Source organism: Methylococcus sp. EFPC2 (genome assembly GCF_016925495.1).
Lineage (GTDB): Bacteria > Pseudomonadota > Gammaproteobacteria > Methylococcales > Methylococcaceae > EFPC2.
In genome coordinates this window covers 2,972,193-2,994,905 of sequence record NZ_CP070491.1, presented here as the reverse complement: position 1 = coordinate 2,994,905, position 22,713 = coordinate 2,972,193, and the positions used below count along the sequence as shown (strand labels likewise).

At 62.1% G+C, this 22,713-nt stretch carries 21 protein-coding genes, 1 tRNA gene and 1 riboswitch; of the genes, 11 read left to right on the top strand and 11 right to left on the bottom strand.

The features are described 5' to 3' along the window. Window positions 1-7: 7 nt before the first annotated feature. Together JWZ97_RS12795 and nhaD are read right to left on the bottom strand one after the other, a co-directional pair. Complete coding sequence (locus tag JWZ97_RS12795; RefSeq protein ID WP_205429799.1) at window positions 8-1,441, bottom strand: DUF6513 domain-containing protein; 1,434 nt, start codon at window positions 1,439-1,441, stop codon at window positions 8-10. A gap of 62 nt (window positions 1,442-1,503) precedes the next feature. Then, window positions 1,504-2,796, bottom strand: a complete 1,293-nt coding sequence (nhaD, locus tag JWZ97_RS12790) for a sodium:proton antiporter NhaD (protein WP_205429797.1) — start codon at window positions 2,794-2,796, stop codon at window positions 1,504-1,506. A 119-nt stretch (window positions 2,797-2,915) separates the two neighbouring features. Between nhaD and JWZ97_RS12785 the strand changes: the two genes are divergently transcribed. After that, window positions 2,916-4,802 carry a potassium transporter Kup gene (locus JWZ97_RS12785; protein ID WP_205429794.1) on the top strand — a complete coding sequence of 629 codons (1,887 nt, stop codon included), beginning with the start codon at window positions 2,916-2,918 and terminating at the stop codon, window positions 4,800-4,802. 30 nt (window positions 4,803-4,832) lie between these two features. Here JWZ97_RS12785 and JWZ97_RS12780 read toward each other — a convergent pair whose 3' ends face one another. Both JWZ97_RS12780 and JWZ97_RS12775 read right to left on the bottom strand, forming a co-directional pair. Beyond that, the gene (locus tag JWZ97_RS12780; protein ID WP_205429793.1) at window positions 4,833-6,200 is read right to left on the bottom strand and encodes a HAMP domain-containing sensor histidine kinase; all 1,368 of its coding nucleotides are present in this window, start codon (window positions 6,198-6,200) and stop codon (window positions 4,833-4,835) included. 3 nt (window positions 6,201-6,203) lie between these two features. After that, a complete protein-coding gene (locus JWZ97_RS12775) occupies window positions 6,204-6,890 on the bottom strand; it encodes a response regulator transcription factor (RefSeq protein WP_205429792.1) in 687 nt (228 codons plus the stop codon). Window positions 6,891-7,081: 191 nt separating this feature from the next. On the opposite strand from JWZ97_RS12775, the gene JWZ97_RS12770 reads away from it, so the two are divergent. The 3 genes from JWZ97_RS12770 (at window position 7,082) to xth (ending at window position 9,129) form a co-directional block, all read left to right on the top strand. After that, entirely contained in the window at window positions 7,082-7,576 is a 495-nt protein-coding gene (locus JWZ97_RS12770) for a Spy/CpxP family protein refolding chaperone (RefSeq protein WP_205429791.1), read from the top strand. A gap of 163 nt (window positions 7,577-7,739) precedes the next feature. Then, a complete protein-coding gene (locus JWZ97_RS12765; protein ID WP_205429790.1) occupies window positions 7,740-8,228 on the top strand; it encodes a hypothetical protein in 489 nt (162 codons plus the stop codon). A 127-nt stretch (window positions 8,229-8,355) separates the two neighbouring features. After that, window positions 8,356-9,129: an exodeoxyribonuclease III gene (xth, locus tag JWZ97_RS12760; RefSeq protein ID WP_205429789.1), complete on the top strand. Its 774-nt coding sequence runs from the start codon at window positions 8,356-8,358 to the stop codon at window positions 9,127-9,129. Between the two features lie 328 nt (window positions 9,130-9,457). Here the strand turns inward: xth and JWZ97_RS12755 are convergent, their stop codons facing one another. After that, window positions 9,458-10,135, bottom strand: a complete 678-nt coding sequence (locus tag JWZ97_RS12755) for a lectin (RefSeq protein ID WP_205429788.1) — start codon at window positions 10,133-10,135, stop codon at window positions 9,458-9,460. 641 nt (window positions 10,136-10,776) lie between these two features. Next, window positions 10,777-12,870: a PKD domain-containing protein gene (locus tag JWZ97_RS12750; protein ID WP_205429787.1), complete on the bottom strand. Its 2,094-nt coding sequence runs from the start codon at window positions 12,868-12,870 to the stop codon at window positions 10,777-10,779. Window positions 12,871-13,228: 358 nt separating this feature from the next. Here JWZ97_RS12750 and JWZ97_RS20365 point away from each other — a divergent pair, with 358 nt between their 5' ends. Continuing rightward, window positions 13,229-13,444, top strand: a complete 216-nt coding sequence (locus JWZ97_RS20365) for a hypothetical protein (RefSeq protein ID WP_205434656.1) — start codon at window positions 13,229-13,231, stop codon at window positions 13,442-13,444. 310 nt (window positions 13,445-13,754) lie between these two features. Here the strand turns inward: JWZ97_RS20365 and JWZ97_RS12740 are convergent. Beyond that, window positions 13,755-13,831, bottom strand: a tRNA-Pro gene (locus JWZ97_RS12740). Between the two features lie 266 nt (window positions 13,832-14,097). On the opposite strand from JWZ97_RS12740, the gene JWZ97_RS12735 reads away from it, so the two are divergent. Genes JWZ97_RS12735 through JWZ97_RS12725 form a run of 3 tightly spaced genes read left to right on the top strand, consistent with a single transcriptional unit; the run spans window position 14,098 to window position 16,453 of the window. Continuing rightward, window positions 14,098-14,994 carry a DUF58 domain-containing protein gene (locus JWZ97_RS12735; protein ID WP_205429786.1) on the top strand — a complete coding sequence of 299 codons (897 nt, stop codon included), beginning with the start codon at window positions 14,098-14,100 and terminating at the stop codon, window positions 14,992-14,994. Next, a complete protein-coding gene (locus tag JWZ97_RS12730; protein ID WP_205429785.1) occupies window positions 14,991-15,473 on the top strand; it encodes a DUF4381 family protein in 483 nt (160 codons plus the stop codon). Before JWZ97_RS12735 ends, JWZ97_RS12730 begins: the two co-directional genes overlap by 4 nt. Continuing rightward, entirely contained in the window at window positions 15,470-16,453 is a 984-nt protein-coding gene (locus JWZ97_RS12725; RefSeq protein WP_205429783.1) for a VWA domain-containing protein, read from the top strand. Before JWZ97_RS12730 ends, JWZ97_RS12725 begins: the two co-directional genes overlap by 4 nt. A gap of 105 nt (window positions 16,454-16,558) precedes the next feature. Here the strand turns inward: JWZ97_RS12725 and JWZ97_RS12720 are convergent, their stop codons facing one another. The 4 genes from JWZ97_RS12720 to JWZ97_RS12705 form a co-directional block, all read right to left on the bottom strand. Then, on the bottom strand, window positions 16,559-16,930 hold the full coding sequence (locus tag JWZ97_RS12720) for a hypothetical protein (RefSeq protein WP_205429782.1): 372 nt from the start codon (window positions 16,928-16,930) through the stop codon (window positions 16,559-16,561). 243 nt (window positions 16,931-17,173) lie between these two features. Then, the gene (locus JWZ97_RS12715; protein ID WP_205429780.1) at window positions 17,174-17,995 is read right to left on the bottom strand and encodes a ZIP family metal transporter; all 822 of its coding nucleotides are present in this window, start codon (window positions 17,993-17,995) and stop codon (window positions 17,174-17,176) included. A gap of 37 nt (window positions 17,996-18,032) precedes the next feature. Next, window positions 18,033-18,854 (bottom strand): undecaprenyl-diphosphate phosphatase, encoded by an 822-nt coding sequence (locus JWZ97_RS12710; RefSeq protein ID WP_205429778.1) that lies wholly within the window; start codon window positions 18,852-18,854, stop codon window positions 18,033-18,035. 39 nt (window positions 18,855-18,893) lie between these two features. Further along, entirely contained in the window at window positions 18,894-19,103 is a 210-nt protein-coding gene (locus tag JWZ97_RS12705; protein WP_205429776.1) for a hypothetical protein, read from the bottom strand. A gap of 183 nt (window positions 19,104-19,286) precedes the next feature. Here JWZ97_RS12705 and rnhA point away from each other — a divergent pair, with 183 nt between their 5' ends. The 3 genes from rnhA (at window position 19,287) to thiC (ending at window position 22,584) form a co-directional block, all read left to right on the top strand. Further along, window positions 19,287-19,742 (top strand): ribonuclease HI, encoded by a 456-nt coding sequence (gene rnhA, locus JWZ97_RS12700; protein ID WP_205429768.1) that lies wholly within the window; start codon window positions 19,287-19,289, stop codon window positions 19,740-19,742. A gap of 2 nt (window positions 19,743-19,744) precedes the next feature. Continuing rightward, window positions 19,745-20,473, top strand: coding sequence for a DNA polymerase III subunit epsilon (gene dnaQ, locus JWZ97_RS12695; protein WP_205429759.1), 729 nt, complete (start codon window positions 19,745-19,747; stop codon window positions 20,471-20,473). Between the two features lie 70 nt (window positions 20,474-20,543). After that, window positions 20,544-20,645: riboswitch (TPP riboswitch) on the top strand. 64 nt (window positions 20,646-20,709) lie between these two features. Further along, on the top strand, window positions 20,710-22,584 hold the full coding sequence (gene thiC, locus JWZ97_RS12690; protein WP_305799043.1) for a phosphomethylpyrimidine synthase ThiC: 1,875 nt from the start codon (window positions 20,710-20,712) through the stop codon (window positions 22,582-22,584). The last annotated feature ends 129 nt before the right edge of the window (window positions 22,585-22,713 follow it).

The following is a 22,713-nucleotide window of genomic DNA, read 5'->3' as shown; positions in this document are numbered from 1 at the left end:
CGAACGTTTACGCTCCCTCTCCCTTTGGGAGAGGGCCGGGGTGAGGGACGTCAGCCGGTTTCTGCAAGGTCGAGCCGGCCTGTTTGTAAACATGAGGATCGACGGTCGGCTCCGTGGTTTCGAGCAGACAGCCCCAGTTCAGGGCTTCGTCCTGGGCGTAGCGCTTACCAAGCTGCCAGGCGATCTGCGCCCGTCCCAGCTCCACGCCCAGATAGAAGGCGTGGCCGCCGTCGTGTTCCACGCCCAGCTTGGGATAGAGGTCGAAGGGGTCGGTGGCGGAGTGGAAGCCGTCGCGGTTGAAGATGTGCAGGCCTTCGCGGCTGATCTGGATGCGGTAGCTGGGATCCTTGATCTGCTTTCCCAGGTCCTGCAATTCGTCGAAGGTGTAGGGAAAGGGCGCGCGGTCGTGCACGGCCATCAGTCCGTCGTCGATGTGCTTGGGCAGGGTATTCAGAGCCTTGGCCGCGTGCATGATGCGGCGTGCCCGGTCGGCCTCGCGCACCGCCGTCCGGGCATGCTTGCTGACCTGGGTGGCGAGGATGGCGCGCACGTCCAGCTCGGAGCAGACGCCCAGCAGCATGGCGTTGATGCCGACCGTGTCGGCGTGAGTCAGTTCGGTGAGATTGCCCACGCCCATCATGATTTCCACCTCCGGGTGGCGCCGGCGGGTTTCGTGGTAGCGCACGAGGGAATCGGCGAAACCGAAATGGATGGGATCGAGGATGGGATCGACGATGAAATCGCGGTTCTTCGCCTGCATCCCGGCGATGGCGCGGTCCAGCGAGTCCAGATCGCCGTGCCTGGCCGGGATCAATATGGGGGTGGACGCCACCTCGTCGGCGATCCACAGGCTGTCTTCGTGCAGGCTGAGCAGATAGTCGGCCCCGGCCCGGCCGCCGCGCAGCAGGTCGTCCGTCTCCAGCGAGTCCACGCTGACCCGGAAACCCTCCGCCTTGAGCAGGCCCACGGCCTGTTCCAGGTGATCGAACGGCGTGGCCGGCAGACAGCCCAGGTCGATGACGTCGGCGCCGTCGCGGCGGTAGTCCTGCGCCTGGCGCAGGATGGCGTCGAGTTCCATGCGCGGAGCGTCGGTGATCTCGGCGAAGATGCGCAGCTCGTAATGGGCCAGATCCGGTTTCTTCGCCCGCTTGCCGAAATATTCCGGCAGGTCGCGCAATTCCTCGGGGCCGCGCTCGAAGGGCAGGCCGATAGCTTGCGACAACTGGTCCAGGTCGCCCCGGCAACGGCCCGGCACGATAGCCCGGTCGGCGCCGAAGGTGTCCTTGAGCCGGCGCTGTATCATGTCGGCGGTCATCAGCGCGGCGACCGACAGGCCGAGCTGGTGCACGGTGTATTCGAAATCCGGCTGCATGTCGGCCAGGATCTGGCGCAACTGTTTTTCCGCCAGCTTGCCCGTCAGGAAGAGGATGTGCTCGGCCATGTCTCTACTCCCCCATCAAGCGGTGTGCGATAGGCGAGCCGGGGTGGAGAACCTGTCCCCATTCAAGCCCGCAGCCACTCGAACTGCACGTACCAAATGCCCAGGGCGCCGAAAAAGTTGACCAGCACCGCGGGCAGGAAACGCAGGTGTACGCCGAAGGTGTAAGTCTTCTCGATGGACATGGCCATCACGCCGGCTGCCGAGCCCACCACGGTCAAGCTGCCGCCTATGCCTACCATCATGGCGTTCAGCACCCATTGATCCGTATTCATGGGAGGATTGGACATGATGGCCGCCGCTTCCAGCAGGTTGTTGTCGATGATACTCGATACCAGACCGAGCAGGATGTTGACCAGATAGGGCGACTCATGTTCGTAGAGCCAGGCGATGTAGCTCAGCCAGCCGACGTGGTTGAGCGCCGCCATGCCGGTGATGATGCCGATGTAATACATCAGCGTGCTCCATTCGACCTTCTGCAACTGCACGTCCAGCGACACATCGATGCCTTTGCGCTTGAGCCACCAGATATAGAGCGCCACGAATCCCAGCCCGGAACCCAGGGCGAACTCGATGTCCACCTGTAGCTTCAGATTGAGGATGACGGCACCGCCGATGGCCAGGGCACACACGAACGCCAGTTCGGCGCCGCCCGGCTTCATGCCTTCCCGCGGCGCATGGGTATCGATGACCGGGCCGTCGCGCAGCACGCGGCCCATATAAAACGTCTGCAAGACCCAGGCGCTCAGCAGCCAGCCGCCGATCGACGCCGGCAGCAGGGCCAACAGGCTGGGAATGTCGATCTTGCCCGCCAGGATCACCATGAGGCTGGTGGAGGTGCCGATGAACCAGACTCCGCTGTTCGACGCCACGATGATGTTGCACAGCGCCAGATGGGTGTAACGCGTGTCGCGCGAAAAGCCGCACACCGCGCGTCCGAACACCATGGCGGTGGTGATGCTGCTGATGAAGGGGCTCAGCAGCGCGGCCAATGCCCCGGTCGCCCAGAACAGTCCGCGCGGTCCCAGTCCCCGATCCATCAAAAACTCGCTGAGTGCGCCGAACACGTTCCGCTCGTTGAGGATCTCCACGATCATCCACATGAACGCCATGAAGGCGATCAGGGCGAAAAGGCTTTCCTTGGTTTCCGCCTGCATCAGGTGAAAACCTTTCATCCGGTCGGGGTCTTCGCCGGTCAAGAAGTAATAGATCCCGATGACCGCCACCGTCGACATCATCAGCAGGGCCGGCTTGAATTTGTCCATGCCGATCTGGACTTCCAGGATGATCAGCAGGATGCCGACGGCGAAGATGGCCAGGACCAGCAGGCCGACCGAGGAAAAAGGTTCTATAGGCATGTGAGGGGAACGCGTTGCGACAAAACGGAAGGTGAGCGCGAGCTTGCGACGTGCCAGCGATTCTATGGGAAAATCGCCGCCCACGAAACGTTAAGACTATCCACCACAACGAGGCCTGCATGTCTTCGGACACAGAAAGGAAAGAACATAAATCGGGATTTCCCGCCCTCACCCTGGGTGCCATCGGCGTGGTCTACGGCGATGTCGGTACCAGCCCGCTTTACACCATGAAGGAGGTTTTCAATCCGGCCCATGGTCTGGCGCTCGATGCCGCCACGGTCTATGGCGCGGTGTCCCTGATTTTCTGGGCTCTGGTCGTCGTCATTTGCCTGAAATACGTGATCTTCGTGATGCGCGCCGACAACCGCGGCGAGGGCGGCATCATGGCCTTGATGGCGCTGGCCTTGCGCAAGCGGCATAGGCCCGGTCAGCGGGCTTTCATCACCACCCTGGGCTTGTTCGGCGCCGCGCTGTTTTACGGGGATGGCATGATCACCCCCGCCATTTCGGTGCTCAGCGCCGCGGAAGGCCTGGAAGTGGCCGCGCCCAGTCTGCAGCCTTATGTCATTCCGATAACCATCACCGTCCTGATCGGCTTGTTTTTGTTCCAGAGCCTGGGGACCGAGCGCGTCGGCAAACTGTTCGGCCCCATCATGTGCCTTTGGTTCGTGGTCATCGGCTGGCTGGGTGCGCGCAGCCTGGCGCAGAACCTGGACATCGTCGATGCCCTGCACCCGCGTTACGCCTTCGACTTCATGTTCCATCATCAGTGGTACGGGTTTCTTGCCCTGGGCGCGGTGGTACTGGCGCTGACGGGGGCGGAAGCGCTGTACGCCGACATGGGCCATTTCGGGCGGGGGCCCATACGCCTGGGCTGGATAGGTTTCGTCATGCCCGCGCTGCTGTTGAATTATCTGGGACAGGCCGCGCTGATCCTGCGCGAGCCCAGCGCCGTCGCCAACCCCTTCTACCTGCTATGCCCTCCGGACATGCTCTACCTATTGATCGGCCTGGCCACCCTGGCGACCATCATCGCCTCGCAGGCGGTTATATCCGGCGCTTTTTCGATCACCCGCCAGGCCGTGCAGCTGGATTATTTGCCGCGCCAGCATTTCGTCCACACTTCGGAATCGGAGATCGGCCAGATTTACGCGCCGGACGTGAACCGTTTCCTGCTGGTCGCCGTCGTCGTGCTGGTGCTGGTCTTTCAGTCGTCCAGTCATCTGGCGTCGGCGTATGGTTTCGCCGTCACCGGCACGATGGCCATAGACACCACCCTGGCTTTCATCGTCGCCCTGGACGTATGGAAATGGTCCTTGCCGGCCGCCTTGATTTTCCTGCTGTCCTTTCTCACCGTGGATTTGTCCTTTCTCTCCGCCAATGCGGTCAAGCTGGCCGAAGGCGGATGGTTCCCCTTGCTGATCGGCGCTCTGCTGTTCCTCATCATGAAAACCTGGCGCAAGGGCCGACAGGTGCTCAACTGGCGTTTGCAGAAGGGCGCCGTTTCGTTGAAAGACTTCCTGGCACAGGTCGAGGCCGACCAGCCGCCGCGGGTGCCGGGTACCGCGATGTTTCTGTATTCGCGGCACGTGAGCCTGCCTTTTGCCTTGCTGAAGAATCTGGAATTCAACAAGATGATCCACGAGCGGGTCATCCTGCTTACCGTGGAGACGCACGACGTGCCCTATGTCGCGGCGGACGACAGGCTGCAAATCGAAGAGCTCGGACAGAATTTCTACCGCATCACCATCCACATCGGCTTCACCCAGGCGCCCAACGTGATATACAGCATGGCGCTCAGCTACCAGCATGGCTTCGACTGGAATCCGGACGACACTTACTTCTATTTCGCCAGGGAAACGCTCATCCCTTCGCCCAGGCCGGAAATGAATGCCCTGGAGGAGCGCTTGTTCATCTTCATGACCCGCAATGCCTCCAATTCCATCACCTTTTTCCGTGTACCGACTCAGCGCGCGATCGAAATCAGCACCCTGGTGGAAATCTGAACCCCGCCCGTACGGGAGGGCCGGGCGCGTTCAACGCTGGTCTTGCAGGGGCAGGCGGATGCTGACTTCCAGGCCGCCCTTTCCGTGATTGCGGGCGGCGATGCTGCCGTCGTGGGATTCGACCGCCAGGCGGGCGATCGCCAGCCCCAAGCCCACGCCGTCGCCCGTTTGATGCGATTCGCCGCGGAAAAAAGGGACGAATATTTTCGCCAACTCCGCTGGGGGTACGCCGGGGCCCTCGTCGCACACGAGCAGGTTCAGCCAGCCGCCTTTCGAGGTGAGCTGTACCTCGACGGTGCCTCCGGCGCGCGTATGCTGGACGGCATTGCGGACGACGTTTTCCAGCGCCCGGTGGATCAGTTCCACCTGTCCGCGAAAGAGGATTTCTCCCGAGGGTTCGAAGCTCACCCACACGCCTTTCGCCTTGGCCTCGAAACGCGCGTCGTCGACGATTTCGGCGAGTAGCTCGCCGAGATCGAATTCTTCGTCCTTGGCCACCGGCACTCCCGCTTCCAGGCGGGACAAGGCCAGCAGTTCGCCGACCAGATCGTTCAGACGTTCGGACTCGCGTTCCACCCGAGCCAGGGTCGTTTCCATTTTGTCCGGCTGTTGGCGCGCCAGTCCGATGGCCGCCTGCAGGCGGCTCAACGGGGAACGCAGTTCATGGGACACATCGTGCAGCAAGCGTCGCTGGGCGTCGACCAGGGAGCCGACCTGCACGGCCATGTGATCGAAATCCGTACCCAGATCGCTCAATTCATCCCGCCGCCTGCCCATCAGATGGCTTACCCGGGTGTCCAGCTTGCCCTTGGCCAGCCCTTCGAAAGCCGCGCGCAAGGTTCGGATCGGCTTGGCCAGATACCAAGCCAGCCAGGCGCTGAAGAGCAAACTCGCGATGATGCCCGAGGTGATGGGAAGCACGGGCGAACGTGCCACCAGGCGGGGAGGGCGATGGAAGGCCTCACCCCTGAACGGCGTCAGGGGGGCTTCCCCGGCCGGCACGAAGAGCAGGTAGGTGCGCCCATCGTCGGCGGCAATCTGGCGCACTTCGAGCGGATGGCTACCGTCCCGAGCGATTTGCCTGGCTTGCGCCACGAGTTCCGCTGGCAGGTCGCGGCCCAGTATGTCCTCGTCATCCGGGTTCACTGCATAGACCGAAGGCGCCGGCTCTGCGCGCTGTTCGAGCAATAATGCGCGCAGCGCCGAAACTCCCCCATGCCTGAGCGTGGTCGCGGCCGCGCCGACGAATGGCGCCGTGTAGCGGTGCAGGTTGACGACGGGTTCGTCGCGGTCCCGGAGCGCTTCGTTGTGCAGCCACACCGCCGTGCCTACGCCTACGCCGGCGGTCAACAGGGAGAGCCAAAAGGCGAAAAAAAACTTCCAGAACAGTTTTCCCATCGATTACGTCCCGACCAGTTGATAGCCGCGGCCGCGGACGGTCAGGATGCACGAGCGCCCGTCCGGCAACTGGCCCAGCTTCTGCCTGAGGCTGCTCATGTGGACGTCGATGCTGCGATCGAAACGGGCCAGAGGACGGCCCAATCCCTGCTCGGACAGCTCGTGTTTCTCGACCACGCGACCGGCATTGCGGGCCAGCACCTCCAGCAAATTGAATTCGGTGCTGGTCAGTTCCAGCGCCAGCCCTTCCCATTCCGCGACGCGCTTCAGCGGATAAATCACCAGAGCGCCCGCCGTTAGGCGCTCGGAAACGTTATCGGTCGTGTCGCGCGCCTGGGTGCGCCGTTGTATGGCCCGTATACGCGCCACCAGTTCCCGCGGCGTGCAGGGTTTGGGCACATAATCGTCGGCGCCCAGCTCGAGCCCGGTGATGCGATCCAGGTCGTCGCCCTTGGCGGTGAGCATCAGCACCGGAACGCGGCTGTGCAGGCGGATGCGGCTCAATGCCTCGATGCCGTTCATGCGCGGCATCATCACGTCCAGCACCACCAGGCCGTAGCGGCCGGACAAGGCTTCCGTCACGCCGGTTTCTCCGTCGTGCGCCGCCGCTGCCTCGTAGCCCTCCTGCCCGAGATAGTCCCGGAGCATCTCGGTGAGTTCGATATCGTCGTCCACCAATAGGATTTTCATCGCCGTTCCGTTTCGCATCATCGCGGTGCGCGATGATAGCCGAGGCCAAGCTTATCGAAAGTTGCGGCCGTCGGGCTTTACCCAGTTTTACATTTTCTTAACCGTCGTTTACCGAACGCGGCCCCAGACTAAGCATCGCGGAATGCGAGCCGCATCCGCCCCCTTAGTCACCATGTACACGGAGACGTTAGATGAACCGAAATACCTACAAGGCCTATTTGCTCGCCGCCGGCATCGTCCTCGCCCTCCCTTTTTCACTGAATGCCGAGCCTCACCATCCGCCGGTCGGACACGGCGCAGGGCATTGGATAGAAGGGCCCACCGCCTTCGGCCGCCATTTTCTGAAAGATCTGAATTTGACCGATGAACAGCGCGCACGGATAGGCGAGATACGGAAGGCGCAGAAGGAGGCCGTACGGGCCAAGTTCGACGCGGTGCGCAAGCGCCAGGAAGATCTGCGCAATCTGGCTTTGTCGGCCGATTACACCGAGGAAAAGGCCCAGGCGCTCGGCAACGAACACGCGAAAGCCGTGGCCGACCTGGCGCTGGAGCGCGCGCGGGTGGAGCATGAGATTTATCAGCTCCTTTTGCCGGAGCAGCAGGAAAAACTGAAGGAGAAGATAGAAAAATTCCGGGCCCATCACGGCAAGCGGTTTTTCGAGGGCGCTCCATCTAAAGCGGAGTAGTGGCCTTGCCGGTGTTCGGTCCGTATGCCGGCGCCTAGCGTTGGAAGCCCGCAAGTGTGAATTTCTCACACTTGCGGCACCAAACAGTTCACTGCCATGCCGATTTTCCTTAGATAAGCTGTGCCCATCATCGACTCATGGTCCAGCTTGCGGGGACATCCCTATGAAAACTCAACTGGTCGTACTCGTCGCCGGCTCCATCCTGGCCAGCCTGCTTTACGCCGGTTTGCCCGAGGAAGCATCATTGCGCGATCTCAAGGCGTCGCCGGGCGACGCCGAAAGTAGCGGCCACGGTGTGCCCGCTTCCCGGCCCGTCGGGGCGGACACCTTGGGCCATGAGGAGTCCGCGTTCGCGGACGTGGCATCGGAGACCGCCATAGAGGGGCGGGTGGCCGGTATGGCCGCCATCGAGACGGACCAGCCCTTCCGGGACTATGAAGACTATGCTCCAGGTCTCACGGTCTATGTGGAAACCGCCGAAATTTTCCAGACGGCTGCGGATCCGGGCAGGTGGACTGCGATACGCTTCCACGACGCGGGTGTCGCGCCCGACGGTTCCCGGCAGGCGGTCATGACCATACATCCGAATCTCTCTGCACCTTCGTCCGTTCCCGCCAATCCCGTCCCGGTCGGTATTTCTCACTGGCAATGATGCGAGTCCGCTCGATGAGCGAGCTCGGGCTAGCCTCGCGGATGTAAGCTGGAAACAAGCCATTAGCGCCCATCGCGCCCGCCTTGTTTTAAACTGTACGTCCTCCTCGTTCTCGCTGAACCTCGCCATGAAAATCGCCACCTGGAACGTCAACTCCCTGCGCGTACGCCTGCCGCAAGCTCTCGATTGGTTGGCGAGCGCACAACCCGACATCCTGGCCTTGCAGGAGACCAAGACGGTCGACGACGACTTCCCGGCCGAGGCCTTGTCGCAAGCCGGCTATCACGTCGTTTTCAGCGGGCAGAAGACCTATAACGGCGTCGCCATACTGAGCCGCGCCCCGGCTGCCGACGTGCTGACCGACGTGCCGGGACTGGACGATCCCCAACGCCGCATTCTGGTCGCCACGTACGGGAACTTGCGGGTGATCGACCTGTACGTGCCCAACGGCAGCGAAGTCGGCTCCGACAAATATGCCTACAAGCTGGATTGGCTGGCCAAGATGCGCAATTTCATCGCCGCAGAGCTGAGCCGGCACGAGCACGTGGTGGTGCTGGGTGATTTCAACATCGCCCCGGACGACCGCGATGTCTACGATCCTGACGCTTGGCGCGAGAAGATCCTGTGCAGCACGCCGGAACGCGATGCGCTGAAGGAACTGCTCGGCTTGGGGCTGAGCGATGCCTTCCGCCTGTTCGAACAATCTGAAGCCAGCTATAGCTGGTGGGATTACCGCGCCGCGGGTTTCCGTCGCAACCTGGGCTTACGCATCGACTTGATCCTGGCCAGTCCGGCCCTGCGCCAAGCGTGTCGACGCTGTTGGATAGACAAGGAACCGCGCAAGCTGGAACGACCCTCCGATCACGCGCCGGTGGTCGCGGAATTCGAGCTTGAGTCCTAAGGATGGGGCCGGAATAAGTGCCGACCGCAGATACCGTCTGCGCCTTGTTAGCGCTCCTGGCTAAGCACGGCCGAACAGCCCGAAAGTTCCGGGACCGGTATGGTGTTCAGGACGCTCACGGTCCCACTGTTAGTCGTCGGGCGATGTCGGGGCCGTTCAAACAAACACCTCTTCCTTGCCCCACCATGACGGTCATGCTCGGCTTCAGTTTCTCCGGCGTTGCGCCGGCCGCGCCGGTATTCGATGTAGCCTCGCCGGACGGCTTCCTTGACGACTACTCGATTTGACCGGGCAAGTCCCCCGAGAAGCCGGGGGCTTGCCTCTGTCATTAGTCGGCGGCGAAGCAGTAGAAGTAGCCGGCGCCGCCGGTGCTGACCAGATTTTCCTGGCTGCAACCGCGGCTGTCGTGGGTGGAGTTCCAGGACACGTTGCCACCGGTGGCGCCGCGATTGGTGCGGTCGGAATGGCCGACGCGGACTACGCCTTCGCCGCTGCTCGTGTAGTTCTTGCAGGTGTGGTCGGCGGCGTCGGTATAGGCGCGGCCGTCGGGCTTGGAGCCGGTGATGATATCGTGCTGGTTGGGCGTTTCGCCCACGCCTTTGATGGGCGTGCCTTTTTCGGTCAGCGTGGTCAGCCGATGGACGTTGTTGCCCTGCTGGCCGAGTTCCACGGTATCGCCGTGCAGATGGGCCAGATCGTTGGCGACGATGGCGCCGTTGGCATTGGCCCACGGTCCCTTGCCGATGCGGTCGCGAGCATTGATGGCGGGCTGGTTGCGGTCAGCTTGCGTGCTCAGATAGGCGCGCCAGGTCCTGTTGCCGGCGCCGACTTCGCTGGCCAGTTTCTGGCAATGGGCATCGGCACCGGCCAAGCCACCCAGGTCGGCGCCCTTGCCAGGGCCGATGCTGGTGACGAAAAAGCCCAGCGGGGGTTTGGGGGCTTCTTCGGCGAAGGCAGCGTTGACGCTCAGAATCAACAGACCGGCTACAAAACTAGTTTTTTTCATTCATCTTCTCTCATCTGGGGTTAGCAAAACGCACCCGTCGAGGCGGGTTCGAACCCGAAGTGGCGGCATTTATCGTGCCCAATGAAAGGGTGAGAAGATTCCGATATTGACGAGCGCTGCCGATCGCGAGGTGGTGATGAAGAGACATAATCTGCTGATGGCCTGTTTGAAACTAAACATAAGACGTAACGACGGTCAATAAAGCGCCAAAAAATCCATAGGGGCGAAGACGGCGATGCGTTCCAGGGCTGTCGCCCTACCCGATGGCGTCGAGGTTCGCCATTAGCTCGAGCAAGCCGGTTAAACGGCGGGGTCATTTTTCATGATTCCCCATGATATCGGGGATGGGATGTGGCCAAGCCGACCGGGAAAAATGCAGGTAATCAAGGCCAAACGAAAAGGCGAAAAGCTTATTGACGGCACGCCATATCCAAGTGGTTTATGGCTGGGCTATTCGCATGCGAGGCCGCGATCTTCGCGAGCTAAAACCCGCTCCCCAAGACAGCTGACCAGGGATCTCGGATCAGCTGAATAATCCGTCGATGCGGAAAGCGCATTTGGCGCCGCTGCCGTATCGTCGGAGCGGCTAGCCGGGGCAACGGATATTTTTCCGTCGCCCCGCCATTAGCCCTCGATTATTGTCAGTAGGTCAGACTGTCTGAGGTTTCGAGGTTTTGCTTGGCGTCATAGGTCCACCCCGACAAGGTTACACCCGATACGCTGAAGGTACAGGTGCCGCGGGACGTGGTCTTGGCGCTGGTGAAGGTCGCCACCCCGTTTGTGCCGGTGGTGGCGGTGACGATCTTGGATGTCGTGACGCCACTCCAATTCCCGCTGACCGCCGCGCCGTTGGTGAGCCCGCCGGCATAGTTTTTCACGCTGACGCTGGCCACGCACTGGTAGTTGGTTTTGCCGCCCGCCCTGGAAGTTTTGGAGGTCAGGGCGATGTTATCGACATGCAGCGTGCTCACCAACGGGTCTGGGGCGACGCTGATCGCCAGGCTGGTGCTATGGGTCAAGCCTTGCGAGTCGGTCACCGTCAATACCGGATTGTAGGTGCCGGGCGTGGCATAGGTATGGAGCGGATTGACCTCGGCGGAACTTGTGCTGTCACCGAAATTCCAGAAGTAGCTCACGATGGAGCCATCCGCGTCGCTGGAACCATTGCTCGAAAAACCGACATTCAACGGCGCATAACCGCTGATCGGTGTGGCGCTGGCGACCGCCACGGGCGCGACAGCATTTGACGAGGCGTAGGTGCCGCTGATCGAGTAATGCCCCACGCTCGCATAGTCGGAATAGCCGGAAGTCAGATCGCCTTTGCCGACACCGTTGATCTTCAGGTAATAACCCCCGGCCGGAATGTCGGCTGTAATCGTCGCGTTCAATGCGTCCGCCGGGTTGGCCGAGGCGATAACGGTGCCGGCCGCATCCAGCAGTTCAATCGACGCATCGAGATTCGGGCTGCGGGCGTCGGGGGTGACCGTGATCTGCAGGGGACCGGTACCGCTGGACAAGCTGAAATAGTCGAGATCCGTGCTGCGCTCGATCAGGCCGCCCTGACTTACCGTAACGAGACCGCCGCCTGCGGTACCCGCGAGCGGTGCGGCACTGGCCAGAGTACTACCTACGTCATCGGCTTTAAGCGCGGCGCCGTTGGTCTGGATGACGGCGAAATCGTCCTCGAAGTTATTGGCATTCGGGTATTCGCCCTTGCTCCATTGCACCAGTTCCTTGTAATAGCCGACACCCATGATCGGCGCCCAGCCGGTCGCACCTGTGCCATGCCCCTGGTAATAGCCCACGGTGGAGGTGCCATCATGACTCAGGCCCAAGTTATGTCCAGCCTCGTGGGAAATCGCCTCGGCCACGTACTTTTCGTTGCCAGCGCCCAAGGCGTCAAAAAACACCCAAGCGGGCTGGTAATAGGCCGGGTTGCTCGATGAGAAATAATCGAACACGCCCACATAGGCGATGCCGCCACAACTCGTGCAGGCGCCGAAATTGTTGCGGGTGACGACCACGCGGCTGCCGTAAGTCTGATCCGTGCTGCTGGTGCGATTGAGCGCATCCGCCGCGGGTTCCTCGGTGGTCACATCGATATCGAAGGGTGCATAGTCCTCGGTCACACGCTGCCAGATGAACTGGATGCGCTCCAGTTCGGCATCGCTGAACGCGGAAGGTATGCCGTCCAGATCGAAGGGGTCGGCCGCGATGGTGCCGGAATTCCATGCGCTTCCTGTGGTGGTATGGCCGTTGAAGTCCAGATAGAGGACGCGCTGAGATCCCGGTTTGCTATGCAGCAAGAAAGTATCGGTCAGGGCATACGGCGCTGCGCCGACAGTGCCGCCGGTCGTGGCAACGGTGCCGGCCGGCGGCGGCGGGGCGGTGAATTCATCGATAAACAGCAAATGCCCAGTTTCATCCAGCCAGGCATTGCGGTCTTTGTCCAGAATTTCGGCCAGCCGCTCGGGCGTCATACGGTACCAGGCCGCCACGTCGGGCAATTTGTTGCCTAAGCGCTGGAGTGCTTCAGAGCCCCTGGCTTTGCCATGGAATTTCAGGAGTGGAAAAACGGGCCGGCCTTCCGCGAAGACCGGGGCGGCCAGGGTCGATCCCAGTGCCAGGCCCAAAGCCAGGATGATGCCGCTGGCTATAGGACGGCGGTGCGCGGGCTTTTCCCGGCAGCCGTGTTGATAAGACTCGGAGCCCCTATATCGGTTGTTGGTGTACATATGCTCATGCCCATAGGTTACGAAGGACTTTCAAAGTTTGCCTGGCAAACAATACGTGGCCGTTACGGCTCAAGGCGTGCTGAAACACTATGGGCATGGGCGTCAAAAAACTGTGAAGCCTTTCGCAATGCGTGAACGGCTTGGTCCGCGCTTTATATGCGGCTATTCCGGAAAATTAGAAATCCAGATTCTGACCTGAGCCACGCGACGGTTCGTTGGGCGGGTCGGATTTCAGTGTAATGCCGGGGTCAAATTTCGGCGCAAATCAATGTGCAGGATTTCCAGTGAGTTCGCCTAGACCTGGGGATGAGCTACTGCGCGGGTGCGCTAGTTTGGGTACGGCCGATCCTGGAAGAAGATTGCCCCTGATAGGGAGCAGAACTGGTTTCGCCTCAAACCCGATTTACTCATCCCGGGCGAAGGCCGCAGTCTTCTCGTCCTCGATACCAAATGGAAGCAGCTCGACGGCCTGAAGTTGAATTGCGCCGATAAATACGGCTTGTCTCAGAAGGATTTCCGGCCGTTGCCCGCTTATGCCAGAGTTACCTGGACGGACAAGGTGATAGTGTCCTGATTCAGCCGAAGACCGGTTCCTTTGATCGGCCACTGTCGGCTTTGAATTTCGCAAGATCAGCATGCTGCGGCTGTGGGGCTTGCCCTTGTGTTTGAATTCACGACACTGCATGTGCCGGAGGAGGCCCCATTTGCCAGCGCCTTTGGAATGGATGCACGGCAGCAAAGAGAAGCGGGCGGCGTGTAGCAATCCTGAGCAAAAGCCCCTCATCTAGCCATGATCAAGGTTCAAATACTGTTGGGACAAATGCGGGGGCGAAAAAGAAAAAGCCGGAAATGGGGTTCCGGCTTTCGTGACTGACTTACTGATTTGGTCGGGGCGAGAGGATTTGAACCTCCGACCACCTGCACCCCATACAGGTGCGCTACCAGGCTGCGCTACGCCCCGAGATAGCTTTAGAGCGCGGAATGCTACTGGCTACGGCCGCTCCCGTCAAGACCGCCCCGTAACACGGATCAGGAGGGCGCCCGGCGATCGGGTTCAGGTCCGTCCTTTTGTCGTGGTTGCAGTCTCGGCCGTGGGCTCTGCTGGTATCATGGACAGCTCGCCGCGAGTCGTAAGAGGCGGCGCAGATTATTGCTTGGAGCTTTCAGGACATCATGGTTTTTGCGCCCCATACACCCTCGGATATCGCGGTTGAGGACCGCACCCGCGTGAGTTTGCCCGCCCTCATAGGGCTGAGCCGGCAGGTCGGCGGGCTCAGCCTGCATCGATCCGGCATACGGGCGGCGCTGGGCGGCGAATACCGTTCCGCGTTCAAGGGACGAGGCATGGAGTTCGACGAGACCCGGCCCTATATGGCCGGCGACGATGTGCGTAATCTGGACTGGCGGGTGACGGCGCGCACGGGCAAGGCGCATACCAAATTGTTCCGCGAAGAGCGCGAACGCCCGGTTTTCCTTTCGGTGGATACGCGGGCGCCGATGTTTTTCGCCACCCGCGGCGTGTTCAAGTTCGTCCAGGCCGCTCGCCTGGCGGCGCTCCTGGCCTGGACGGCCCTGCGCCAGAGCGACCGGGTCGGTGGGCAGTTGTTCGGTGCCGGGGGCAGCCAGGAGTTCAAGCCGGAACACGGGCGCAAGGCCGTGCTGCATTTCTTGCAGCAATTGGTCGATGCGTCGGCAGCGGCTCCTGCCGAAAATTCCGGAACCGGCATGGACGAGGCCTTGGCGCGTCTGGCCCGCCACGCGCGTCCGGGCAGTCTGGTGGTGGTGCTGAGCGACTTTCGGGGACTGACGTCGACCGGGGAGGCTGGCCTGATACGCTTGCATCGGCACTGCGAGGTCGCCTTGATTTCGATCAGCGATCCGCTGGAGCGCCGGCTTCCCGCCGCCGGCCGCTTGCGATTCGGCGATGGCCGGCGCGAGTTGACCCTGATTTCCTCCCGGTCCGTGGTCGAGGCTCATGCAGCGAATTATGCCGCGCGCCTGGCTCGAGTCGAACGCCTGAGCCGGGCGTGTGGCATGCGCCACGCGAATGTTTCGACCACCGACGAAGCGTGGACCGCGCTGCGCAGTGTCTTGCACGGACATCCCGGGAGGGCTGGCGCATGAATCCGGATTTGCCTTTGCGCGACATTCATCTGCCGCCTCCCATCTCTTGGTGGCCGCCGGCACCGGGGTGGTGGTGGCTGGCTGCGTCCGTCACGGGATTGTGTCTGCTGGGCCTATGGTTGCTGTGGCGCCGGCGCATGCCCGCCTTGCGCGCCGCGGCCCTGCGCGAGTTGGCGGCAATATCGGAGAGCGAGGCCCCCGCCGCCGAGAAGTTGAGGCTGCTGGCCGTCTTGCTGCGCCGCGTGTGCCTGGTCGTTTATCCGCCGGAGCGGGTCGCCGGCCTCAGCGGGGCAGCCTGGCTGGCCTGGCTGGCCGAGGCCTCCGGTGACCCGCGGTTCAGTGAGGGCGCGGGGCGTTTGTTGCTGGAGTCTCCTTACCGCCGCGAATGCGATACGGACCCGGCAGAATTGATCGCGCTTTGTCGATCCTGGTTCCGCCGTTTGCCGCGCCGGATTAAACGCGGAGCGAAGCCCCGATGACGGAATTCGCCTGGCCCTGGGTATTCCTGGTCCTGCCGCTGCCGTGGCTGGTGCGTCGCTATTTGCGGCCGGAGGAAGGACTGTCGCGCGCCCCCTTGCGGGTGCCGTTTCTCGATGAGCTGGAAAGCCTGCCGCAGACCGGAACGGCCGCGCAGGCTCGGCCGGGCTGGGTGTTTGCGCTCGCCGTGAGCGCCTGGCTGTTGCTGGTGATCGCGGCCGCACGGCCGCAATGGCTGGGCGAGCCTATCGAGCAATCGGTCAGTGGGCGCGATCTGATGCTGGCGGTGGATTTGTCCGGCAGTATGGAGATACGCGACTTCATGCTGGACGGGCGTCAGGTCGACCGGCTTACCGCCACCCAGGCGGTGGCGGGGCAGTTCATCGAGCGGCGGGTGGGTGATCGCCTCGGCCTCATCCTGTTCGGCGACCGGGCCTATCTCCAGGCCCCGTTCACCTTCGACCGCAAGACCGTGCGTACACTGCTGGACGAGGCCGCCATCGGCCTGGCCGGCGAAAAGACCGCCATAGGCGACGCCATCGGGCTGGCGGTGAAGCGCCTGCGCGACAATCCGGATGGCCAGCGGGTGCTGATACTGCTGAGCGACGGCGCCAACACGGCGGGCGAGGTTCAGCCTTTGCAGGCCGCCGACCTGGCTGCGCGCGAAGGCCTGAAGATCTACACCATAGGGGTGGGCGCGGACGAAATGGTGGTGCGGGATTTCTTCGGCACGCGCCGCGTCAATCCGTCGGAAGATCTGGATGAAAAGACCATGACCGCCTTGGCGGAGAAGACCGGAGGGCGCTATTTCCGCGCGCGCAACGCCGAGGAACTGGCGGAGATTTACGCCATGCTGGATGAGTTGGAGCCGGTGGAAAAAGACAAGCGTTATTACCGGCCGCGCGACGAACTGTATTTCTGGCCCTTGAGCCTCGCGCTGGGCTTGGGCGGGTGGTTGAGCCTGAGACGGCTGAGGGAATGAGCTCGAGCGGAAGTGGGGTCCCCGTCCGCACTGCCAGCGGCAAGCGGACGGAGCAGGGGCATTAGGCGTTATCGGACGTCATGGTCGACGCCCCGCCTGAACGCCTTATTTCTTGATGCCGGACTGGATCTTTTCCAGAGAGGAAACGACGCCGGTCAGGATCTCAGCGCCTTTCTTCGTATCGCCGGCTTCCAAAGCGACCTGGCCTTCCCGCAGAACCTTGATGGCGTCCTGCAGCGGCTTGCCGGCTGCGTCACCGGTGATTTCCTTGTAGTGCTGTCTGCCCTGCTTGATATTGGCAAGGCTTTCAGCCGCATTGCCGGCCTTGGCCGCTTCCAGCGCTGCCTTGATGCTCTTGACGGTCAGATCGGTGTGTTCGACGACGCCAGCGGCATTCTCGGCCGCGAAAGCGGAACCGGCTAAACCGATGAAACCAGCCAAAACAACACCAATCAGCTTTTTAGCAATTTTGCTCATTTTTATGAAATCTCCTCAATCGTTGTAGGGGACGCCACGATAAACATGGCGCTTGCTTGACACTACCCTGCGGGGGGCAGGGGCTGGAGGGACGCTCCCATCCGGTGTGCCGGGCAAGGGCGGAATAAACCGGCGTTTGCGGTCAAGCTTTCACATACTAATCAAAACTTCGCCGATTGGCCATGGAATTGTCATCCCCGGTAGCAGGATTTTTACGGACGGGGATGGCGTTCCCGGAAGGGGTCATGGGTGGGCAACGGGTTCCCGAGTCACCGGCGGCTGGAAGTCGTGCGCATAGTGGTGCACCGTCGCGATCAGCAGGACGCCCGCCAGAATCAGCGTCATCTGTTGAACGACCGCTTCCGGGTGGGTTTTCTTGTGCAGGGTGGGGATGAGGTCGGCCACCGAGACGTAGATGAAACTGGAAGCGGCCAGGGCCAGGATGTACGGAAGCGCGCCGTGCAGGCTTTCCAGGCTGAAATAGGCCAGCAGGCCGCCGATCAGGGTGCCGAGGCTGGACAGCATGTTGAACAGCAGGGCTTTGCTCCGCGTGCAGCCGGATTGCAGCAGGATGGCGAAATCGCCGACTTCCTGTGGGATTTCATGGGCGGCCACGGCGAGGGCCGTGACCACGCCGAGGTGTATGTCCGTGAGGAAAGCCGCGGCGATCAGGACGCCGTCCACGAAGTTGTGGATCCCGTCGCCCACCACGATCAAGGTGCCGGCCGGTTGATGGAAGTGCTCGTCCATGTCGAAGTGGGCTTCACAGTCGCTGGTATGGCAATGCCGCCACAGCAGCAGTTTTTCCAGCAGGAAGAAGCTCAGTATGCCGGTCAGTACGGTGGCGAAAAGGCTTTCGCTGCCGGCCGGTCCCGCGCTTTCCAGGGCGTGCGGCAACAGGTCGATAAACGCCACGCTCAGCAGGGCGCCGAGCGCGAAGCTCACGCCGTGGGGCAACAGCCGGGAACGATGCCGGTCGGGCGTGAGCAGGAACAGCGCGGCGGCCAATACGCTCAACACGCCGCCCAGCAGGGTGAACAGGACGATCCAGGCTAACAAAGGCATTTAAGGTTTCCGGGGCAGGCGCGGTAAAGGCCGGCGGTCATTGCGACCATTCGACCAGTCCGAAATAAGCGGTCACCAGTACGGCCACGCCGAACGCGATGCGATACCAGGCGAAGGCGGTGAAGTCGTGCCGCACGATGTAGCGCAGCAGGCCGCGTACCGCCAGGAATGCGCTGACGAATGCGCTGGCGAAGCCGACCGCGAACAGGTCCAGGTCGTCGAAAGACAAGATGTCGCGGTGCTTGTACAGATCGTAAGCGGTCGCGGCGAACAGGGTCGGGATCGCCAGGAAAAACGAAAACTCGGTCGCCGCCTTGCGCGACAGGCCGAAGAACAGTCCGCCGACGATGGTCGCGCCCGAGCGGGAGGTGCCGGGTATCAGTGCGAAAGTCTGGGCGATACCGAGCTTCAACGCGTCCTTCCAATCGAGATCGTCGACCGAGTGGATGCGTACCACATGTTCGCGGCGCTCGGCCCAGAGGATCACGAACGCGCCGACGATGAAGGCGGTGGCGACCGGGACGGGGCTGAACAAATGCGCCTTCACCGCCTTGCCGAACAGCAGGCCCAGCACCGCGGCCGGAATGAAGGCGATGATGAGGTTGACGACGAAGCGCTGGGACGTGCGATCGCTGAACAGGCCGCGGAGTACGCTGTAGATCTTGGCTCGGTATTCCCAGCACACCGCCAGGATGGCACCGGACTGGATGAAGATCTCGAAGACCTTGCCCTTGTCGGAATTGAAGCCGAGCAGGTCGCCGGCCAGGATCAAGTGCCCGGTGCTGGAGATGGGGAGGAATTCGGTCAATCCTTCGACGATGCCGAGTATGAGCGCGTGGAGCAGGGCGGTGATGTCCATAGAGTAACTCTGGTTGGGGAGGATGGTGGAGTCCGGGTTCTAGTCGTCCAGCAGGTCGAACACCAGGACCACCGATTTGCCGGTGCGGGTGTTGGTGGCCTGGAAGCGGGATACCTTGTCCTCGGTGCCCAGGCTTTCGATCTCAACTGGCGGGTCGTCGTAATCGGCGGGGGCGATGTCCAGTTGATCCATCAGGTCCTGATTCTCCTCGGCCGTCAGTTCCATGTTGCCGTCTCGGTCGATATGCATGGGGATATCCGAATAAAGGGCGCGATTATACGGGGCCGGGCCGGGGCATCAAACCACGGATAGACACCGGGCATTTTTTTACGGGGTGCTCCCGGCCATTCTGCATACGCTTCGGTGTATGTATTATGTCGGGCCGAGCGGTCCGGCCTTGCGCCCGGGCCGCCCTCCCATACAAATGATTCCATGACCGATATCGTTTATCTCTACACCGACGGCGCTTGCCGCGGCAATCCGGGGCCCGGCGGCTGGGGCGTGCTGATGCAATACAAGGGCAAGGAAAAGGAACTCTGCGGCGGCGAGCCCGACACCACCAACAACCGCATGGAACTCATGGCGGCCATCCGCGGGCTGGAAGCCTTGACCCGTCCCTCCGCGGTCTGTGTGGTGACCGACTCGGTCTATGTCTCCAAGGGCATCACCGAATGGCTGCCCAACTGGATACGCCGGGGCTGGAAGACCGCATCCAAAGAGCCGGTGAAAAACGCGGATCTGTGGCAACGGCTGGTGGCCGCGCAAAAGCCGCATCGGGTGAGCTGGCAATGGGTCAAGGGCCACGCCGGACACGACGGCAACGAGCGCGCCGACCGGTTGGCGAACAAAGGCATAGACAGCCTCCACAGCGGGGCGAAAAGAGGCTGAACATGGCCAGACAAATCGTACTCGACACGGAAACCACCGGCCTGGAGCCGGAGGAAGGCCATCGCATCATCGAAATCGGCTGCGTGGAAGTGCTCAACCGCCGCCTCACCGGCAGTCGCTTCCATGTCTATTTGAACCCCGATCGCGAAATCGATCAGGGTGCCGTCGAGGTTCACGGCCTGGACAACGCCTTTCTCGCCGACAAGCCGCACTTCGAGGATGTCGTCGGCGACTTCCTGAACTTCGTCGACGGCGCCGAACTCATCATCCACAATGCGCCTTTCGATACCGGTTTCATCAACGCCGAGCTGAAGCGTCAGGGCCATCCGAAGTCGCTGGCGGACCACTGCGCCGTCCTGGATACCCTGGCGATGGCGCGCAAGAAACATCCCGGCCAGCGCAACAGCCTGGATGCCTTGTGCAAGCGCTATAACGTCAACAACGCCCACCGGGAGCTGCACGGAGCCTTGTTGGATGCCGAGATCCTGGCCGAAGTCTACCTGGCGATGACCGGCGGCCAGTCCGCCCTGATGCTGGAGGAAGACGCGGTGGGCTCGTCGGTCGATGCGGCCGCTACCCCTGCGCTGTTCGCATCGGGGCCCAGACCCGCCCTGCGGGTGATACGCTGCGGCGATGAAGATTTGCAGGCTCACGAAAAGCGTCTGGACGCCGTGGCCAAGAGCAGCGGCGGGCGCTGCGTGTGGCGGCAGGCGGAGGGCGGGCAGGGATAGGGTCAAGGACGCGGTCGGAGGCCGTCAGCCTTGCAAATGGCCCCCCGATGCTTTAGTTTACCCGGCCTATTTGCAAGGCTGGGGGTGCCCGGTTTCAGAACCGCCGGGCTGAGAGACACCCTTCGAACCTGATCCGGTTGATACCGGCGTAGGGAAGCCCACACCGGGTTTTTCACAGGGCTCAAGATCTGTTTCGGCCGCGCCCCCTTTTTCCGTTTTTGATCCAGGAGAAAGCGATGAGCGCCGTTCCCAAAGAGTTCCTGCACGAGGCCGTCACCGCCAAGCGTGCGTCCATACAGCCGTTCGCTGCATCCGAAAAGGTTTATGTCGAAGGCAGCCGGCCGGACATCCGGGTGCCCATGCGCAAGGTGTCGCAATCCGACACGCCCAGCGCCCGCGGACCCGAGCAAAATCCTCCCGTTTACGTTTATGACACCTCCGGGCCCTACACCGACCCCAAGGTGATCGTCGATCTGCGCCTGGGCCTGCCGGCCTTGCGCGAGGGCTGGATCAGGGAGCGCGGCGATACCGAGCAACTCGCCGGGCCCAGCTCCCAGTACGGCCATGCACGCCAGAACGACCCGGCTTTGGAAGCCCTGCGTTTCGAGCATATCCGCAGCCCCCGCCGGGCCAAGGCGGGCGCCAACGTGACCCAGATGCACTACGCGCGCAAGGGTATCATCACGCCGGAGATGGAATTCATCGCAATCCGCGAGAACCAGAAGCTGGACGCCCTGGCCGAGATCTACCAGTTCCAGCATCCGGGCGAGTCTTTCGGCGCCGCCATCCCCAAGCTCATCACGCCCGAGTTCGTGCGCGACGAGGTGGCGCGGGGCCGGGCCATCATTCCCAACAACATCAACCATCCGGAATCCGAGCCGATGATCATCGGCCGCAATTTCCTGGTGAAGATCAACTGCAACCTGGGTAATTCGGCGGTGACCTCTTCCATCGAGGAGGAAGTGGAAAAGATGCTCTGGTCCATCCGCTGGGGCGGCGACACGGTGATGGATTTGTCGACCGGCAAGAACATCCATGAGACCCGCGAGTGGATCATCCGCAATTCGCCGGTACCGATAGGGACGGTTCCGCTCTACCAGGCCCTGGAAAAGGTGGAGGGCAAGGCCGAGGAGCTGACCTGGGAAATCTTCCGCGACACGCTGATCGAGCAGGCCGAGCAGGGGGTGGACTACTTCACCATCCACGCCGGTATCCGCCTGCCCTTCATCCCGTTGACCGCCAAGCGCACCACCGGCATCGTCTCGCGCGGCGGCTCCATCATGGCGAAATGGTGTCTGGCGCACCACAAGGAAAGTTTCCTCTACACCCATTTTGAGGATATCTGCGAGATCATGAAGGCTTATGACGTGGCCTTCTCCCTGGGCGACGGGCTGCGCCCCGGCTCCATCGCCGATGCCAACGACGAGGCCCAGTTCGCCGAACTGCGCACCCTGGGCGAGCTGACCGAGGTCGCCTGGAAGCACGACGTGCAGGTGATGATAGAAGGCCCCGGCCATGTGCCGATGCACATGATCAAGGCCAACATGGACGAGCAGCTCAAGCACTGCCACGAAGCGCCTTTCTATACCCTGGGACCGCTGACCACCGACATCGCGCCCGGTTACGATCACATCACCTCGGCCATCGGCGCGGCGATGATAGGCTGGTACGGCACCGCGATGCTGTGCTACGTCACGCCCAAGGAGCACTTGGGTCTGCCCAACAAGCAGGACGTGCGCGACGGCATCATCGCCTACAAGATCGCCGCTCACGCGGCCGATCTGGGCAAGGGCCATCCCGGTGCGCAGGCGCGCGACAACGCTTTGTCCAAGGCGCGCTTCGAATTCCGCTGGCAGGATCAGTTCAATCTGTCGCTCGATCCGGAAAAGGCGCTGGAATTCCACGACGAGACGCTGCCGCAGGAAGGCGCCAAGCAGGCCCATTTCTGCTCCATGTGCGGTCCGCATTTCTGTTCCATGAAGATCACTCAGGACGTGCGCGACTATGCCCAGGGGCACGGCTTGGCGGAGGCGGAAGCTCTGAAGGCCGGTATGCAGGAAAAGTCGGCGGAGTTCGTCAACGCCGGCGCCGAGATTTACCGCAAGGCTTAAACCTATTGCGAACCCGCGGGAGGCCGCCGCGTTTGCGACTTGGATTTTGCGAGCGCGGTCTGCCGGAGTCGACCGTGTCGACGGGGTGGCAAAAAAGCGAGGAGCGAAGCGCCCGGTTACCCGTGATTG

Excerpts from the sequence above, each read along its gene's own strand:
- JWZ97_RS12785 (WP_205429794.1), top strand. The coding sequence starts at position 2,916 with ATGTCTTCGGACACAGAAAGGAAAGAACATAAATCGGGATTTCCCGCC.
- JWZ97_RS12725 (WP_205429783.1), top strand. The coding sequence starts at position 15,470 with ATGACGGAATTCGCCTGGCCCTGGGTATTCCTGGTCCTGCCGCTGCCG.
- rnhA (WP_205429768.1), top strand. The coding sequence starts at position 19,287 with ATGACCGATATCGTTTATCTCTACACCGACGGCGCTTGCCGCGGCAAT.
- JWZ97_RS12780 (WP_205429793.1), bottom strand. The coding sequence starts at position 6,200 with ATGGGAAAACTGTTCTGGAAGTTTTTTTTCGCCTTTTGGCTCTCCCTG.
- JWZ97_RS12775 (WP_205429792.1), bottom strand. The coding sequence starts at position 6,890 with ATGAAAATCCTATTGGTGGACGACGATATCGAACTCACCGAGATGCTC.
- JWZ97_RS12710 (WP_205429778.1), bottom strand. The coding sequence starts at position 18,854 with ATGGACATCACCGCCCTGCTCCACGCGCTCATACTCGGCATCGTCGAA.
- dnaQ (WP_205429759.1), top strand. The coding sequence starts at position 19,745 with ATGGCCAGACAAATCGTACTCGACACGGAAACCACCGGCCTGGAGCCG.
- JWZ97_RS12755 (WP_205429788.1), bottom strand. The coding sequence starts at position 10,135 with ATGAAAAAAACTAGTTTTGTAGCCGGTCTGTTGATTCTGAGCGTCAAC.
- JWZ97_RS12765 (WP_205429790.1), top strand. The coding sequence starts at position 7,740 with ATGAAAACTCAACTGGTCGTACTCGTCGCCGGCTCCATCCTGGCCAGC.
- thiC (WP_305799043.1), top strand. The coding sequence starts at position 20,710 with ATGAGCGCCGTTCCCAAAGAGTTCCTGCACGAGGCCGTCACCGCCAAG.
- JWZ97_RS12770 (WP_205429791.1), top strand. The coding sequence starts at position 7,082 with ATGAACCGAAATACCTACAAGGCCTATTTGCTCGCCGCCGGCATCGTC.
- JWZ97_RS12705 (WP_205429776.1), bottom strand. The coding sequence starts at position 19,103 with ATGCATATCGACCGAGACGGCAACATGGAACTGACGGCCGAGGAGAAT.
- JWZ97_RS12720 (WP_205429782.1), bottom strand. The coding sequence starts at position 16,930 with ATGAGCAAAATTGCTAAAAAGCTGATTGGTGTTGTTTTGGCTGGTTTC.
- JWZ97_RS12730 (WP_205429785.1), top strand. The coding sequence starts at position 14,991 with ATGAATCCGGATTTGCCTTTGCGCGACATTCATCTGCCGCCTCCCATC.
- JWZ97_RS12750 (WP_205429787.1), bottom strand. The coding sequence starts at position 12,870 with ATGTACACCAACAACCGATATAGGGGCTCCGAGTCTTATCAACACGGC.
- JWZ97_RS12715 (WP_205429780.1), bottom strand. The coding sequence starts at position 17,995 with ATGCCTTTGTTAGCCTGGATCGTCCTGTTCACCCTGCTGGGCGGCGTG.
- nhaD (WP_205429797.1), bottom strand. The coding sequence starts at position 2,796 with ATGCCTATAGAACCTTTTTCCTCGGTCGGCCTGCTGGTCCTGGCCATC.
- xth (WP_205429789.1), top strand. The coding sequence starts at position 8,356 with ATGAAAATCGCCACCTGGAACGTCAACTCCCTGCGCGTACGCCTGCCG.
- JWZ97_RS12795 (WP_205429799.1), bottom strand. The coding sequence starts at position 1,441 with ATGGCCGAGCACATCCTCTTCCTGACGGGCAAGCTGGCGGAAAAACAG.